General features: G+C 37.6%; 14 protein-coding genes. 13 read left to right on the top strand and 1 reads right to left on the bottom strand.

Annotation, left to right across the window (positions count from 1 at the left end):
• The first annotated feature begins 151 nt into the window (after positions 1 to 151).
• The 6 genes from BMX24_RS10130 to BMX24_RS10105 all read left to right on the top strand — a co-directional run bounded on the left by BMX24_RS10130 (position 152) and on the right by BMX24_RS10105 (position 7654).
• Positions 152 to 2002, top strand: coding sequence for a glycoside hydrolase family 13 protein (locus BMX24_RS10130; protein WP_089792154.1), 1851 nt, complete (start codon positions 152 to 154; stop codon positions 2000 to 2002).
• Positions 2003 to 2059: 57 nt separating this feature from the next.
• Positions 2060 to 2581, top strand: coding sequence for a nuclear transport factor 2 family protein (locus tag BMX24_RS10125; RefSeq protein ID WP_089792152.1), 522 nt, complete (start codon positions 2060 to 2062; stop codon positions 2579 to 2581).
• Entirely contained in the window at positions 2581 to 4065 is a 1485-nt protein-coding gene (locus BMX24_RS10120; RefSeq protein WP_089792150.1) for an MFS transporter, read from the top strand. The genes BMX24_RS10125 and BMX24_RS10120 overlap by 1 nt, the downstream gene beginning before the upstream one ends.
• Before the next feature lie 117 nt (positions 4066 to 4182).
• Positions 4183 to 4653: a hypothetical protein gene (locus BMX24_RS10115; RefSeq protein WP_089792148.1), complete on the top strand. Its 471-nt coding sequence runs from the start codon at positions 4183 to 4185 to the stop codon at positions 4651 to 4653.
• A 302-nt stretch (positions 4654 to 4955) separates the two neighbouring features.
• On the top strand, positions 4956 to 6491 hold the full coding sequence (locus tag BMX24_RS10110; RefSeq protein WP_089792146.1) for a GMC oxidoreductase: 1536 nt from the start codon (positions 4956 to 4958) through the stop codon (positions 6489 to 6491).
• A complete protein-coding gene (locus BMX24_RS10105) occupies positions 6488 to 7654 on the top strand; it encodes an MFS transporter (protein WP_170835684.1) in 1167 nt (388 codons plus the stop codon). The genes BMX24_RS10110 and BMX24_RS10105 overlap by 4 nt, the downstream gene beginning before the upstream one ends.
• 57 nt (positions 7655 to 7711) lie before the next feature.
• On the opposite strand, the gene BMX24_RS10100 is transcribed toward BMX24_RS10105, so the two are convergent.
• A complete protein-coding gene (locus BMX24_RS10100; protein ID WP_089792142.1) occupies positions 7712 to 8308 on the bottom strand; it encodes an FMN-dependent NADH-azoreductase in 597 nt (198 codons plus the stop codon).
• A gap of 86 nt (positions 8309 to 8394) precedes the next feature.
• On the opposite strand from BMX24_RS10100, the gene BMX24_RS10095 reads away from it, so the two are divergent.
• The 7 genes from BMX24_RS10095 to purD all read left to right on the top strand — a co-directional run bounded on the left by BMX24_RS10095 (position 8395) and on the right by purD (position 15957).
• Entirely contained in the window at positions 8395 to 8790 is a 396-nt protein-coding gene (locus BMX24_RS10095) for a winged helix-turn-helix transcriptional regulator (protein WP_089792140.1), read from the top strand.
• Between the two features lie 446 nt (positions 8791 to 9236).
• Positions 9237 to 9965 (top strand): pirin family protein, encoded by a 729-nt coding sequence (locus BMX24_RS10090; RefSeq protein ID WP_089792138.1) that lies wholly within the window; start codon positions 9237 to 9239, stop codon positions 9963 to 9965.
• Positions 9966 to 10178: 213 nt separating this feature from the next.
• Positions 10179 to 10730 carry an NADPH-dependent FMN reductase gene (locus BMX24_RS10085; RefSeq protein ID WP_089792136.1) on the top strand — a complete coding sequence of 184 codons (552 nt, stop codon included), beginning with the start codon at positions 10179 to 10181 and terminating at the stop codon, positions 10728 to 10730.
• Positions 10731 to 11010: 280 nt separating this feature from the next.
• Positions 11011 to 12003 (top strand): phosphoribosylformylglycinamidine cyclo-ligase, encoded by a 993-nt coding sequence (gene purM, locus BMX24_RS10075; RefSeq protein ID WP_089792132.1) that lies wholly within the window; start codon positions 11011 to 11013, stop codon positions 12001 to 12003.
• A 153-nt stretch (positions 12004 to 12156) separates the two neighbouring features.
• The gene (gene purN, locus BMX24_RS10070; protein ID WP_089792130.1) at positions 12157 to 12720 is read left to right on the top strand and encodes a phosphoribosylglycinamide formyltransferase; all 564 of its coding nucleotides are present in this window, start codon (positions 12157 to 12159) and stop codon (positions 12718 to 12720) included.
• Between the two features lie 388 nt (positions 12721 to 13108).
• Positions 13109 to 14626, top strand: coding sequence for a bifunctional phosphoribosylaminoimidazolecarboxamide formyltransferase/IMP cyclohydrolase (gene purH / locus BMX24_RS10065; RefSeq protein WP_089792128.1), 1518 nt, complete (start codon positions 13109 to 13111; stop codon positions 14624 to 14626).
• Positions 14627 to 14718: 92 nt separating this feature from the next.
• Positions 14719 to 15957, top strand: coding sequence for a phosphoribosylamine--glycine ligase (purD, locus tag BMX24_RS10060; RefSeq protein ID WP_089792126.1), 1239 nt, complete (start codon positions 14719 to 14721; stop codon positions 15955 to 15957).
• The last annotated feature ends 153 nt before the right edge of the window (positions 15958 to 16110 follow it).

Raw genomic sequence — 16110 nt, 5'->3', positions numbered from 1 at the left:
TTTCCCGCTATCCACTATTACTCCTCGCGCCAACGCTGTCACTCTGGGTGTCGTAGATCCAACGCTTGCTCCGGGGTAGCCGTTACTATCGGGGCTAGAAGATACAGCGCACAATCAATCTTTGACAAATTTTTAAGTTAAAAATCATGAAATGAAAAAAATATATACCATTTTCGCACTTTCCGCAGCTTCTGTTGCATTTTCCCAAATTCAAAAGGTAGAACCCGCTTTCTGGTGGAAAGGAATGAAAAATCCTGAACTTCAGATTCTCGTGTACGGAAAAAATATTGCCAATAATCAAATTGAGCTGTCAGACGGTGTTCAGATTAAAGATATTCAGAAGGTTGAAAACCCGAATTATGTTTTTGTTACGGTAAATACCAATGAAATCAATGTTCCGAAATTTAAGATTATTGCTAAAAACGGTAAAAAAAATATTGGTTCTTACACGTATGAATTAAAACAAAGAGATCCGAATTCTGTCAACAGAGAATCTTATACATCCAAGGATGTCATGTACTTAATCATGCCCGATCGTTTTGCCAACGGTGATGAAAAGAATGATTCAAGTCCGAACTTAACGGAAAAAGCCGACAGAAGCCTTCCCAACGGCCGTCATGGTGGCGATTTGCGCGGAATCATCAACAATCTCGATTATATTCAAAACTTAGGTGCAACAGCAGTTTGGTTAACGCCGGTGAACGAAGACAACGAAAAAGTCTATTCCTATCACGGCTATGCGCAAACGGATTTATATAAGATCGATGCCCGCTACGGAACCAACGAAGAATACAAGGAACTTTCCCAAAAATTAAACAAAAGAAATATGAAGCTGGTGATGGATTACGTCACCAATCACTGGGGAATTTCGCATTGGATGATCAAAGATCTGCCCACAAAAGACTGGATTCATTGGTTTAATGATGGGGAGAATGGTTTCAAGCGTTCCAATTACAAAACAACGACTCAATTTGATACAAATGCTTCTGAAATTGATAAAAAAGTGGCGTTAGACGGCTGGTTTGATACAACAATGCCAGATATTAACCAAAAAAATCCATTGGTTTTAAAATATTTAACACAAAATGCAATTTGGTGGATAGAATACGCTGATTTAGGCGGTTTCCGTGTAGATACCTATCCTTATAATGATAAAGAAGCGATGGCAAAATGGGCAAAAGCGATCACCGATGAATACCCGAAGTTCAATATTGTCGGGGAAACATGGCTGAGTACGGCCGGACAAATTTCAGCCTGGCAAAAGGATTCAAAAACAGGAGAGGCGGCGAATTACAATTCAAACCTTCCGTCTGTGATGGATTTTATGTTGTACGGGGATATGCCGAAAGCATTGAAGGAAAAAGAAGGCTGGGACACGGGAATGAACCGTATTTACAACAGTTTATCCAGTGATTTTCTATATCCTGACATCAATAATGTAATGGTTTTCTTTGAAAATCACGACACGGAAAGATGGAACGAAATTTTTAATGATGATCCTAAAGCATACAAATTAGGGTTAACTTTAATTTCAACCGTTCGCGGAATTCCACAAATTTACTATGGTTCCGAAGTCGGAATGCGCGGTGACAAAAATAAAGGTGGTGATGCCGATATCCGAAGAGATTTTCCCGGCGGCTGGAAATCGGATAAGGTCAATGCTTTTAACCCGACCAATCAAACTCAGGAGCAAAAAGAATTCTATCAGTTCACACAGAAAGTACTGAACTGGAGGAAAGGAAAAGACGTCATCCACACCGGAAAAACTAAAAATTTCGTTCCTCAGAATAATGTTTTTGTGTATTTTAGATACAATCAAAAAGAAAGCGTAATGGTTGTGTTAAATAATAATGATAAAGAACAGTCATTGGATTTGAAACATTTTGCAGAATCTCTGAATGGTTTTACAAAAGGAAAAGATATCATCTCTGATAAAGAATTTTCATTACAAAATAATTTAACAATACCAGCAAAAAACTCGATGATTATTGAATTAAAATAAAAATTAAACATACAGCTTCAAAACCTGTTAGGTTTGTTAGAAAAAAATAATTTAAATATGAAAAAGAACAAAATATTATTGATCCTAACCTTCATCTTATTTGCCCTGAGCTTTACACCTCTCTCTGCTCAAGCAAAATTTGATAAGGAAAAAATAGAAATCAGCAAAATGCTCGATGGTTTCAATATCGCTGCTGCAAAAGCTGATTATACGGCTTATTTCAATTATTTCGCTGACGAATCAACCTTCATCGGGACAGATGCCACCGAAATTTGGGATAAAAAAGCATTTATGGTTTGGGCAAAACCTTATTTCGACAAAAAAAGAACCTGGAATTTCACTTCATTAAAAAGAAATATTTACTTCAGCAAAGACGGAAAACTGGCTTGGTTTGATGAATTATTGGATACCCAGATGAAAATCTGCCGTGGTTCCGGAGTGGTAGAAAAAATAGGTGGACAATGGAAAGTGAAGCAGTACGTTCTGTCCGTAACCGTTCCCAATGATGTTGTAGATAAGGTAGTGGTGGAAAAAACTCCAATCGAAGATGCATTAATCCAACAGTTAAAAGCGAAATAATGGAGCCACCACACAGTTCACTTTCAAGAAGAAAAAAGCCCAACCTTTCCATGGCTCAGATCATCAACATGAGCATGGGGTTTCTGGGAATTCAGATGGCTTTCGGACTGCAAAACGGAAACGCAAGCAGGATTTTGGCTAATTTCGGGGCAGATGTTCACGAATTGTCATGGTTTTGGCTGGTTGCACCGATTACCGGACTGATCGTTCAGCCAATCATCGGACATATGGGAGACAATACTTGGAGTCCTCTTGGTCGAAGAAAACCTTACTTTTTAATCGGGGCGGTTTTATGTGCAATTGGTTTGGTTTTGCTTCCCAACGCAGCTTCTGCAACGCAAATGATGGCTGCCAATGTTTTAGTCATGGCGGTGATTTTCCTTGCGATGATGGATGCTTCTATTAATGTGGCGATGGAACCTTTCCGCGCTTTGGTGGGAGACATGCTTCCGAAACATCAGGCAACGATCGGGTTTTCCGTTCAGACGATTTTAATTGGAATCGGGGCAGTGATTGGCTCCGAATTACCAAATTGGCTTGCAAATTTTCAGAAGAACAATATTTATTTAGATTTTTATTTAAGAAAATATTTGTCTTTTGGCTTGCCACAATGGGTATTAGATTTAAAATCAGTCTCTAATGCAGCTCCAAAAGGCTTTGTGGCAGACAATGTGATTTATGCATTTTACATCGGAGCGGCGGTTTTAATTGTGTCGATTTTATATACAATTATTACAACTAAAGAATATTCACCGGAAGAATTTGCCTCTTTTGAAGGCGGAAAACCGATGGTAAAAGACCAGTCGAAACTGTCGGATATTTTTAAAGATTTTAAAAATGCTCCTTCCCAGATGAAGAAACTGGGAATTGTACAGTTTTTCTCTTGGTTTGCCTTGTTTACGATGTGGGTTTTCACGACGAGTGCTTTGGCGACGCATCATTTCGGACTTTCCCCTGAGGATACACACTCGGTAAAATTCAATGATGCAGGAGATTTGACAGGAAGTTTATTTGGAAGTTATAATTTCTACGCGATTTTCTTTGCGTTTGCATTGACTCCGATTGCAAAGTTTATAGGAAAAAAACAAACGCACGCTTTGGCTCTGGCTTGCGGTGGATTAGGTTTGATTTCAATGTATTTTATTAAAGATATCCACAGTCTTTGGATTTCAATGATTGGATTAGGATTTGCGTGGGCAAGTATTTTGGCAATGCCTTATGCGATGCTGATCGATTCTATTCCGCAAAAGAAAATGGGCGTTTACATGGGTATTTTCAACTTCTTTATTGTAATTCCGCAGATTATCAACGGCATTTTTGGAGGGCCAATTGTAAGCGGCATTTTTGGAAAAATGGCCATCGACTATATCGTTGTCGGGGGAGTTTGTATGCTGTTGGGAGCTGTTTTAACTTTATTTTTCGTAAAATCAGAACACGAAACACCAAAAGAAATTGAAGAGGAAATTCAGCAGGTACATTTTTAAAGTAAAATTAAATATCAATAAAACGGGTCTGGGTTTGTTCAGCCGAAATAAATTTTAAAAACCAGTATCTTTCAAAAGAAAATATGGAATATTCCGTTTAATTCTTAAATTTGGCTCATGCGAAAGAATCTTTATCTCATCATTATATCATTTTCTCTTGTGAGTTGCTATACCTATCAGGTTAAAAAACCCGTAGATACAGCGATCGACAATAATCAGGAGTTTAAAAAAAGTGCAGTTATTGCTAATAATGCTCCTACGCAACCGAACAACATGACGGGTGCACCGCAAAATCCGTATTCACCGCAAACGCCTGTTCCTGTCAATGTTCAGGAGAAACTTACGCCTAAAAAAAATGTTAGAATTGATGTTGACGGTAAAACTTATAAAGTGATAGTTGATCGCTGGGAAAGTGACAGTCTGGTGGCACATCCTGTTCATAATCCTAAAAAAATTCTGAAGTTTCATAAGAACCAGATCAATGGTGAGAAAATTGCTGAAAAACGCTTTTCACAGCCTATAGCTGATATCATTACTGTTGTTGTGTATGCCGGAATTGGGGTTTTAATCTATTCCCTCATCCGTTAATTTTTTTTAACTTTTATTTAAATCAAAATATTCAAAAAGCGGATTCAATAGAGTTCGCTTTTACTATGCTGATATTTAAACACAAATTCTGAAAATCTGTGAAAAATCAATAGGAGCGGGCTTTAGTCCGCTTTTTTATTTAATTAAAAGGAGGCTTTTTCCAAAACTTATCGATATAAAATTTTACATTATTTATAATACAATTTTTCAATTGCTATTCACACAATCTATTGAATTTTAATTTTTTATTAAGCTGATCATCACTTTTAATCTTTAATTTTAGATATAATAAAGATTTAAAAATGTACGACATCATCATAATAGGAAGCGGAGCAGGAGGTGCAACAATGGCATATCGACTGGCGGATACCGGAAAAAAGATTCTGGTAATCGAAAGAGGAGACTATGTTCCGGTGGAAAAGGAAAACTGGAATTCTGTTGAGGTTTTTCAGAAAAACAGATATACCACAAAAGAATTATGGCTGGATAAATATGGAAAAGAATTTCGTCCGGGAATGCATTACAATGTAGGCGGAAACACCAAATTTTACGGGGCGGCACTTTTTCGTTTAAGAGAAGATGATTTTAAAAAGATAAAACATTATGGAGGAATTTCACCGGAATGGCCGATTAAATATGAAGATTTAAAAGAATATTATCTGGAAGCGGAAAAACTGTTTCATGTTCACGGAAAAAGAGGATCAGATCCCACCGAACCGAATGAATCTGAACCATATCCTTATGAAGCTTTACCTCACGAACCCAGAATTCAGGAGATCTTCGACGAACTGACTGATTATGGATTAAAACCTTTCGAGTTGCCGATTGGTGTTAATTTTACCCCTCATAAGACAATCAATGCTCCTTATACTTTAGACCGTTTCGATGGTTTTCCGGATGCGGCGGAACGAAAGGCGGATGCGCACCTTTGCTCGCTGGCAAAAGCGTTGGAATATCCCAATGTAGAATTGATGCTTAATACAAAAGTTATAAAATTAAATACCGATGAATCGGGAACGAGAATTTCTGAAGTGGTTGTAGAACATGAGGGTGAAACAAAAAATCTTGTAGGAAATCTGGTAATTCTTTCCGCAGGAGCCATCAATTCTGCCGCAATACTTCTTCAGAGTAAAAATGAAAAATTCCCGAATGGTCTTGCCAATTCTTCGGATCAGGTGGGAAGAAATTATATGTTTCACCAGAATTCTGCTATGGTAGCATTATTCACGGAACCTAATTATACAAAATTTGGAAAAACTTTCGGAATCAATGATTTTTATCGGGCAGGTGGAGAATATGAGTTTCCTTTGGGGCATATCCAGTTGTTGGGGAAGTCGGATGAATTTCAGATTGAAGCAGATAGTCCGGTTCCGGCGCCCGGCTTTACTTTCGAACTAATGGCAAAGCATGCCGTAGATTTCTGGCTGACTTCAGAAGATCTTCCTGATCCCGAAAACAGGGTGACAGTGGAGGAAAACGGACAAATTAAAATCAGCTATACTCCGAATAATGAAGAAGGGCACGAGCTGCTCAAGCATGAATTAATAAAAGCTTTAAAAGCATCAGGTAAATTTCATTCTTTCTGGTTTAAAGGCATTTATTTCAGCAAAGGAATGAGTATTGCGTCTCCGGCGCATCAAAACGGAACCACAAAAATGGGTGTTGATCCGGAAAATTCTGTGGTAGACATCCATTGCAAAGCTCATGATCTGGAAAATCTTTATATCGTAGACGGAGGGTTTTTTGTTTCGAGCGGTGCGGTGAATCCTGCACTTACCATTATCGCGATGGCTCTCAGAGTGGGAGATCATCTTAAAAAGAATGTTTTACCATCGTGAATTCCAGAATAGTCCAAATCGTTATTATCTTTTTATCAGCTTTCTTTACGGGAGTTAATTTTGTTGTGTTTCCAGCTTTGGGAACTGCTTTTACAGATGCTTCGCTTTTTGAGCTTTCTTCATCACAGTTTGGAAATTTATTCATTCCGCAAGTGATTTGTATTATAATTTCATGTTTGGGAGCGCCGTTTTTGGTGAATAAATGGGGCTCGAAAATCGTTTTAGTAGTAGGATTATTATTAATGATCATTTCAACAGGACTGTTGTGGATGCTTCAGTTTTTCATGAATGATCAATCTTTGCTCTTCCCGGTATTAATGGTTTTAGTAGCATTTACAGGATCGGGTTTTGGGCTTTCCATTACGACTTTGAATCCTTTGGCTGCCAGTTTATTTGAAAAAGATAAATCTTCTGCAATTTTAATCTTACAGTTTTTGGTTGGTCTGGGAACTTCCACATCCCCACTGATGATGAATTTGATAGGAAACGTCAACAATTGGATGTACGTTCCCGCAAGTATTTTTGTCTTAGTTTCGATAATTTTTATCCTGTTTTTATTTTTAAAACTGGAAAAAGGGACATTTTTTGAACTTCCCAAGCATTTTAAAATTCCGTCAAAATTGTGGATTTTCTTTACTGCAATCGTTTTGTACGGCTTTATTGAAGGTACTTTCGGAAGTTTTGGAGCAATAATTCTCAAAAATCAAGGATTAGACAATAATAAAGCGAGTTTGGGATTGTCTTTATTCTGGGGTGGGATTGCCTTGAACCGTTTACTTTTCGGGATTTTCTCAAAAAATAACGACTTGTCTTACTTATTCCTTTTCTCTCCTTTAATTGTCGCGGGATTGCTTTTATCTTTATTAATTTATCCAAACATAAGTCTCATTGTATTAATGATGTTTCTGATCGGATTTTTCATGGGAAGCATATTTCCGGGATCAATCGGTTGGGGAACAGTAGAATTTCCCACGTTATCTGTTTTGGTGTCCGGATTTTTGATGGCAGCCAACCAAATCGGAACAGGAATTATCACCAATGTTCTGGGGAATTTTTCTAATCAAACCAACATGATTTTTCAATTTCTTATAGTCTGTATGATCCTCATTTGCATTTTACTTTTCTTTTTAAAGAGAAATTCTAAAATAAAAGAAGCCTTTTAAAAATTTAACCACAAAAGACATTCAAGTTAATCTTTTGTGGTTAAAATAAATTTTTATTTAAACTAATTCTTCAATTTTCGCCACCGCTTTCGAGAAATTTTCTTCTTTAAGCTGAGGAACCATCGTACCCTGAGAGATGAAAACTTCAACATCCGTAATTCCGATAAATCCGAATAACGTTCTTAAATAATGCTCCATATTTTCAATAAGACCATTCTCATACACTCCTCCGGCAGCAACATTCAGATATATTTTTTTGTTTTCCAGAAGTCCTTTTGGGGTTCCGTCTGCGTACGAAAAAGTTTTTCCGGCTACCGAAATACTGTCGATCCAAGATTTCAAAGTCGATGGAAAAGTGAAGTTGTAGAAAGGCACGCCAATCACAATAATATCTGCTTCCTGAATTTCTTTTAATGACTGATCAGAGTGTTTGGAAGCTTCTTTTTGTTCCTCACTTCTTTCCTCATCTGTAAGTCTCGAAGCATTAAAATGATGGATTTCCAGATGAGGAATCGGTTCTAAAGCCAAATCACGAACCACCACTTTACTCTCAGGATTTTTTTCCAATAATTGATTAATAACAGCCTGAGAAAGCTGGTTGCTTACAGAATTTTCTCCCGTAATGCTTGTTTTGATATTTAAAATGTTTGCCATTTTGTTTAATTTTTTATTTTTAAGTATGACAAAATTATTGTAAATTTACTTTCCAAAGTATAGTAGTTACCTAAAGGAAAGTGAAAATGGAAAAACAACATAATCATAAAGACTGTATGCAGGCCTTAAAACCTGTCCGCGATACATTAGATGTTATCAACGGGAAGTGGAAATTGCAGATTATCATTTCATTAAACCATGGAAACAAACGTTTCACCGAAATCGAAAGAAGCATTCCGAAGCTGACCTCAAAAGTTTTAGCCAAAGAATTAAAAGAACTCGAACAAAATGGCTTGGTAGAAAGAGTGGTGAAAGATACCTATCCCGTGAGCATAGAATATTATCCTACAGATCACACCAAAACATTGCACCCTGTCGTAGAATCTTTAAAAAACTGGGGAGAAAATCACAGGAAACATATTTTCGGAAGCCCTTCGGAAGCTGAGAATGGTCAACAAATAGATGAGATTGTTGGCAAATAAGCCTTTCACGCTGTCATTCAGAAGAAGCGGAGAATCTATTGCCCATTACCCATTACCTATTTTCAGGAGCTATTTCCCGCTATCCACTCATACTCCTCACGCCATCGCTTTCCCACACCAAACCCTCCAACTCTCCAACATCGTTGCGGGGTAACCGTTTTTATCGGGGCTAGGGTCGCAGTTGGTAATTTCACCATTCGTCATTGCGAGCAAAGCGAAGCAATCTCAACATAAACAATTTCACAACATTTGTCATCCTAAAAAGGATCTCAACAATACAATAAAAGCATAGTCTAGATCCTTCCAGGATGACAAACGAAACGCTTAATTTTAATAAATGCTTAAAAAACTTTAAACAAAAAACCCAAAAACTAAAACCTTTCTTACCTTACATCAACATTTCCCGCCGCTGCAAGCCGTACATTTGTACCATAAATAATCACAATATGAAAACAGTATATCATAAAGCAGATACAAGAGGTCACGCCAATCACGGTTGGTTAGACAGTTACCATACATTCAGTTTTGCCAATTATCAGAACAATGAAAGAACTCATTTCGGAGTACTGAGAGTTTTGAACGACGATACCGTTACTCAGGGAATGGGCTTCGGAACACACCCTCACAGAGATATGGAAATTATTTCCATCCCGTTGGAAGGTGATTTGGAGCACAAAGATTCGATGGGAACAACGGCGGTTATTAGAAAAGGAGAAATTCAGGTGATGAGTGCGGGAACCGGTGTGATGCACAGCGAATACAACAATAATAAAGATCAGGCTGTAAAATTCTTACAAATCTGGATTTTCCCAAGAGAAGCTGGTGTAGAGCCAAGATATGACCAGAAAAGCATTAAAGAAGGTGAAAAAATCAACGGATTTCAACAGATTTTATCTCCAAATAAAAATGATGACGGCGTTTGGATTCATCAGGATGCTTGGTTTAATTTGGCTAATTTCACCAAGGGAAACGGTAAAAACTATACGCTCAACAAAAAAGGAAATGGCGTGTATGTTTTTGTATTAAAAGGAAGTGCAAAAGTGGGCGACAGGATTTTAAACGAAAGAGACGGATTAGGAATCTGGGATACCCAAAGCTTCAACATCGAAGCCATCGAAGACGCAGAAATCCTTTTAATGGAAGTCCCAATGGAGTTACCTTCATATTTAAAATAATCAAGAACTTAGCAGTACAATTTCGCAGAGTAAAATTCCCCTCCTCAGGAGAGGTGGCGAAAATTCGGAAAGAATTTTTGACGGGGTGGTTAAAACAGAAACTTAATAAAAACACCTTCGAACAAAAAAAATAAAGAACTTGTCAATAGAAAAATCTTCCCGATATTTGTGTCAACAATTAAAAATAACTTACTTTAAAATAGATAGAAAACAATGAAAATTTTAGCAATAGCAGGAACCAATTCCGAATCTTCGATGAATAAGCACCTAGTTACGTACGCTGCATCCATTTTTGAAAATGCAGAAGTAGAAGTGATCGATTTAAATCCTTTCGAAATGCCAATTTACAAGCACGAAAGAGAAGTAACGGATGGAGTTCCTCAGGAAGCAAAAGACTTTGCAGCGAAAATTGACGGAGCCAATTTACTGTTGGTTTCCTTACCGGAACACAACGGAACGTACTCAACGGCATTCAAAAATGTGTTCGATTGGGTATCCAGAATCAAAGACAGAGCGGTGTGGAATGAAGTTCCGATGTTACTTATGTCTGCAGCTCCGGGAGGTAGAGGTGGAGCAGGAGTTTTGGAAGCGGCTACGAAGCGTTTCCCTCTTCACGGTGGAAATATTGTAGAAACTTTTTCTCTTCCTTTCTTCAATGATAATTTTGATAAATCGGCTCAAAAAATTTCTAATGAAGAGAAAGACAACGAATTAAGAGAGAAAATCAAGAAAATTTCTGCCATCGAATCTATCCTTGAAAAATAGATTTGAATATTAATTTAAAATTAATATCTTTGCAAAAAGAAAAAAGATGAAAATTCAGACCTCTTACAATCAACATTTTTCCAAGAAAGGGAATATTGTGGGCTCTGAAATTCTGAGATAAAATAACGGCCGATAATCTACCAAGATTGTCGGCTTTTTTGTTTTCTAAATTTGAATAAAAAACAAAATAAATGTACCAATTTATCAATGTACCAATTTACCAGTTGAAAACATTGTTACATTGTTAGAGTGATACATTGCTAGATTATTTAAAAATATTATGAGCAACACTTACAAATCAGCAGGAGTAGACAAAGAAGAAGGATACAAAACCGTTGACAAGATCAAAAAAGCAGTTGGAGAAACGCACAATTCCAATGTATTGAATCATTTGGGAAGTTTTGGAGCTTTCTATGAAATCGGAGGATACAAAAATCCTGTTTTGGTTTCAGGAACCGATGGAGTGGGAACGAAACTGAAAGTAGCTTTAGACTCAAAAAAATACGATTCTATCGGGGTAGATTGTTTCGCGATGTGTGCGAATGACATTCTTTGTCACGGTGCAAAACCATTGTTCTTTTTAGATTATTTGGCTTGCGGAAAATTAGATTCTGAAATCGCTGCTGAGATCGTTCTAGGAATGGTAGCGGCTTGTAAAGACAACAATTGCGCACTGATCGGTGGAGAAACTGCCGAAATGCCGGGAATGTACCAGCCTGGAGATTATGATGTTGCCGGATTCTGCGTTGGTATCGTAGAAAAAGACCAGATTATTGATGGTTCTAAAATTAAAAAAGGGGACAAAATCATCGCGTTGCCAAGTTCAGGTTTCCATTCAAACGGATTCTCTTTGGTAAGAAAAGTATTCCCGGATTTTGAAGAAGAATTCGAAGGAAAACCTTTGTACGAAACACTTTTAGTTCCTACAAGATTATATTATAAAGACATTCACAAAATCCTTGATGAGGTGCAAGTAGCAGGAATTGCTCACATCACAGGCGGTGGATTGTATGAAAACATTCCAAGAATTATCGCTGACGGATTATGTGCTTCCATCGATGCATCAAAAATTAAAATTCCAAGCATCATGCTGGAGTTGGAAAAAAGAGGCGGTGTAGCTCGTGAAGAGATGTTCGGAACATTCAACATGGGTGTCGGAATGATCGTTGTAGTAGATGCAGAACATGCAGAAAAAGTTCTACACCTTCTGGATGATGCTTACGAGATCGGAGAAATCACGGAAGGAAGCGAAAAAATAGATTTAAAATTTTAGGAGCTTAATCCCGCTTTCCACTGTATCTTTTTTGTTACGGCCTCCGCTTCGCTCCGGCCGCAACAAAAAAGGATGCCGTTGCAATCGGGGCTAGTTAATAACAGTCAAAGCCTTGTCAAGGTTTCAAACCTTGACAAGGCTCACAAAATAAAAATGAAAAACTTAGTTATACTCGTTTCAGGTTCAGGAACCAATCTTCAAAGGATTATTGATACCATCGACAGTGGAGAAATTCCGAATGCAAAAGTATCATTAGTGGTTGCCGACAGAGAATGTTACGGACTGGAAAGAGCAAAAAATCATAACATTGATAACGTACTGATTCCGAGAGGAAAAAACTTCAGCAGCGAATTGAGTAAAATTATTCCTGAAAATACAGATTTAATTGTATTGGCCGGATTTTTATCCATTCTAAAACCTGAGTTTTGTGAAAACTGGATCGGGAAAATAATCAACATTCACCCGGCCTTACTCCCAAAATACGGAGGAAAAGGGATGTGGGGGCATCATGTTCATCATGCGGTGATTGATGCAAAAGAAAAAGAAAGCGGGGCAACCGTACACTTCGTAACTTCAGGAATTGATGAAGGGGAAGCGATTCTTCAGAAATCATTCGAAGTAACGGAAGACGATACTCCCGAAACGGTGGCAGAGAAAGTTCATAAAATAGAATATGAAATTTTCCCGATAGCGATCAATAAAGTATTAGGAAACTAATAAAAAACATTTATTAGCGATCCTAAAAATTCCCCTCCTTTGGAGGGGTGGCAAAAATTCAAAAGAATTTTTGACGGGGTGGTTAAAAAAGAATAATCTTATACAACGAAAGGCTTCAACAAGCCTGACAATGTAAAGTGACCACTCAGTTTGTCATTCCGTAGGAATCTAAACATAGGTGCTTTCAGCATGACAAACAGAAGTAAGAACATTTAGTATTAGAGATGTCATGCTGAGCCTGTCGAAGCATTTAATCAAAACAAAAACACATTTAGATTAAAATATTTCAATAAAAAGAAAAAATCTAAGTAAAATAAAGTAAAATCGGAGGTGAAAGACCCGGTTTACAGTTTGAAATAGCTGTAAAAAGTAAAAAATCGAAAGTAAAATGAGTAAAAAGAGAGTTTTAATCAGTGTTTCTGACAAAAGCGGATTGATCGAATTTGCGCAGTTTTTGGAAGCCCAAAATTATGAATTGATTTCTACAGGAGGGACGTTCAAACATTTGAAAGACGCTGGTTTAAATCCAATTCAGATTGATGAGGTTACCAATTTCCCTGAGATGTTGGACGGAAGAGTGAAGACATTGCACCCGAAAGTTCACGGTGGTTTGTTGGCAGTTCGTTCCAATGCAGAACACATGAAAACGGTTCAGGAACACGGAATTGGTCTGATTGACATGGTTATCGTGAATCTTTATCCTTTCTTCGAAAATGTAAACAAAGACATTTCATTACACGAAAAGGTAGAGTTTATCGACATCGGAGGTCCTTCAATGCTTCGTTCTGCGGCTAAGAATTTTGATTCCGTAACGGTAATTACCGATGTTGAAGATTATGCAACGGTAAAAATCGAAATGGAACAAAACGGTGACACGTACATCGAGACTCGTAAAAAATTGGCAGGAAAAGTTTTCAACCTTACTTCTGCTTATGATGCGGCGATCTCAAGAATGCTGCTAGACGAAGATTATCCTACGTATCTGAATGCATCTTACAAAAAAGTTTCTGACCTTAGATACGGTGAAAACCCGCATCAGACAGCAGCTTATTACGTTTCTACTTTCGAAAACGGTGCCATGAAAGATTTCGAACAGTTGGGAGGTAAAGAGTTGTCTTTCAATAACCTTCGAGATATGGATCTTTGCTGGAAAGTGGTAACGGAGTTCAAAGAAGAAATGGCTTGTTGTGCAGTAAAACACTCAACACCTTGTGGAGTTGCAATCGGAACTTCAGCATTGGGAACATACCAAAAAACTTTCGAGTGTGATCCGGTGTCCATCTTTGGCGGAATTGTTGCAATGAACTATAAAATCGACGCAGCAACAGCAGAAGAATTAAACAAAACATTCCTTGAAATCGTAATGGCTCCTGAATTTGATGAGGAAGCTTTGGAGGTTTTAAGAAAGAAAAAAAACTTAAGAATTATAAAAATCGTAAACCCTGTTTCAGATAAGCAGACTTGGGTGAAGATCGACGGCGGAATTTTAGTTCAGGACAACGACAGCATCTTCTCAGATGATATTAAAGTCGTGACTGAAACGCAGCCTACAGAAGAGCAAAAAAAAGCATTATTATTCTCTCAGAGAGTGGTAAAATATGTAAAATCTAATGCCATTGTTGTTTCCAACGGGATTCAGGCTTTCGGAATCGGAGGCGGTCAGGTCAACAGAATCTGGGCAACTCAACAGGCAATCGAAAGAGCTAAAGAAAAATTCACAGGAGACTTAGTATTGGCTTCAGACGCATTTTTCCCTTTCCGTGATGTAGTAGATTTCTGCGCTCAGGAAGGTATCACAGCGATCATTCAGCCGGGAGGAAGTGTAAAAGATCAGGACAGCATCGATGCAGCCAATGAGCACAAAATTCCGATGATGTTTACTGGAATCAGACATTTTTTACACTAATTAAAATAGAATTAAAAAATAGTTTTGAGATTGTATTTATAGCATTCAAAATTATATATTTGTAAATTATAGACTAGTTAATTAAATAAAGTATGAGAATATTAATCATAGGTGAAGGTGGAAGAGAATCTGCTTTGGCAGCAAAACTTCAGAATGACCCAAGAATTTCTAAAATGTTTTTCGCCAACGGAAACGCTACCACTGATGCAATAGGAAAAAATGTTCATTTATCAGAGATTAAAGAACTTAGAGATTTTGCCATCAAAGAAAAGGTAGATTTAACGATCGTAGGTCCTGAAGCACCGCTTGTAGCTGGTTTGAAGGACGAATTCAAAAAACATGATCTTAAAGTTTTTGGTCCGACTCAAAAAGTTGCAAGTTTAGAAGGAAGTAAGGCTTTCTCCAAAAAATTTATGCAGACCTATGATATCAAAACAGCAAAAGCTGTGGTATTTGATTCATATAATGAGGCTAAAGAATATGTTCAGACGCAGCAATATCCTTTGGTAATCAAAGCAAGCGGTCTGGCTGGTGGAAAAGGTGTTGTCATCTGTGATACTTTGGAAGAAGCTGAAGCTACGATTCATGATTTCATGATCAGAAGAATTTACGGAGATGCCGGAATTCGTTTAGTTATCGAGGAATATTTACAAGGTTTTGAGGCTTCAATCATTGCATTCTCAAACGGTGAAAAATTATTCCCTTGTGTAGCGGCTAAAGATTATAAAAAAGCAGGAAACGGCGATACAGGACCAAATACAGGAGGTATGGGTTCAGTAGCACCAAGCCCGGAATTTACGCAGGAACATTACGCAGATTTCGAAAAACATATCTTAGAACCTACAGTTGCTGGTCTTAAAGGGGAAGGTTTCAGCTTTAAAGGAATCATTTTCTTCGGATTAATGGTGACGAAAAACGGAACTTACCTTCTTGAATACAACATGAGATTCGGAGATCCTGAAACTCAGGTTTTGATGGCTTTAATGGAAAACAATCTTCTTGATGTAATCAACGATTGTATGGAAGGAAGAGATATTGAGCTTAAGTTTAAAGACGAAAAAGCTGTTTGTCTTGTAATGTGTTCTGGAGGATATCCAAGAAACATCGAAACCGGCTTCGAAATCGTAGGTGAAGATAAATTAAAGCACAGCAAGCTTTTATACGCAGGAGCTGTTAAAAAAGGCGACAAAGTAGTTTCAAACGGTGGCAGAGTTCTGAACATCGTAGCTACAGGAGCGACTTACGAAGATGCCCGCAAGAAAGTTTACGAAGATGCAAGTCATGTACATTTCGATTACGGCTTCTACAGAGAAGACATCGGAAAGTTTTAAAATAAATCACGAAAAAAGATTTGGAGAAATCCAGGTCTTTTTTTGTAAGGATTTTATCAATAGGATCGGGCTTTAGCCCGATTAACAAAAAAAGAAATCACATTGGCTTTAGCCAAAACATACAAGAGTTAGATTGAGCCCTGAAAGGGCGAA

Origin of the sequence: Chryseobacterium wanjuense, from assembly GCF_900111495.1 — a bacterium.
GTDB lineage: Bacteria > Bacteroidota > Bacteroidia > Flavobacteriales > Weeksellaceae > Chryseobacterium > Chryseobacterium wanjuense.
Note: the sequence above shows the minus strand (reverse complement) of the source record. Positions and strands in the feature narration are given on the sequence as shown.

Coding starts and splice junctions, on each gene's coding strand:
- BMX24_RS10110 (WP_089792146.1), top strand. CDS start 4,956: ATGTACGACATCATCATAATAGGAAGCGGAGCAGGAGGTGCAACAATG.
- purN (WP_089792130.1), top strand. CDS start 12,157: ATGAAAAACTTAGTTATACTCGTTTCAGGTTCAGGAACCAATCTTCAA.
- BMX24_RS10100 (WP_089792142.1), bottom strand. CDS start 8,308: ATGGCAAACATTTTAAATATCAAAACAAGCATTACGGGAGAAAATTCT.
- BMX24_RS10085 (WP_089792136.1), top strand. CDS start 10,179: ATGAAAATTTTAGCAATAGCAGGAACCAATTCCGAATCTTCGATGAAT.
- BMX24_RS10090 (WP_089792138.1), top strand. CDS start 9,237: ATGAAAACAGTATATCATAAAGCAGATACAAGAGGTCACGCCAATCAC.
- purD (WP_089792126.1), top strand. CDS start 14,719: ATGAGAATATTAATCATAGGTGAAGGTGGAAGAGAATCTGCTTTGGCA.
- BMX24_RS10130 (WP_089792154.1), top strand. CDS start 152: ATGAAAAAAATATATACCATTTTCGCACTTTCCGCAGCTTCTGTTGCA.
- purM (WP_089792132.1), top strand. CDS start 11,011: ATGAGCAACACTTACAAATCAGCAGGAGTAGACAAAGAAGAAGGATAC.
- BMX24_RS10095 (WP_089792140.1), top strand. CDS start 8,395: ATGGAAAAACAACATAATCATAAAGACTGTATGCAGGCCTTAAAACCT.
- BMX24_RS10115 (WP_089792148.1), top strand. CDS start 4,183: ATGCGAAAGAATCTTTATCTCATCATTATATCATTTTCTCTTGTGAGT.
- purH (WP_089792128.1), top strand. CDS start 13,109: ATGAGTAAAAAGAGAGTTTTAATCAGTGTTTCTGACAAAAGCGGATTG.
- BMX24_RS10125 (WP_089792152.1), top strand. CDS start 2,060: ATGAAAAAGAACAAAATATTATTGATCCTAACCTTCATCTTATTTGCC.
- BMX24_RS10120 (WP_089792150.1), top strand. CDS start 2,581: ATGGAGCCACCACACAGTTCACTTTCAAGAAGAAAAAAGCCCAACCTT.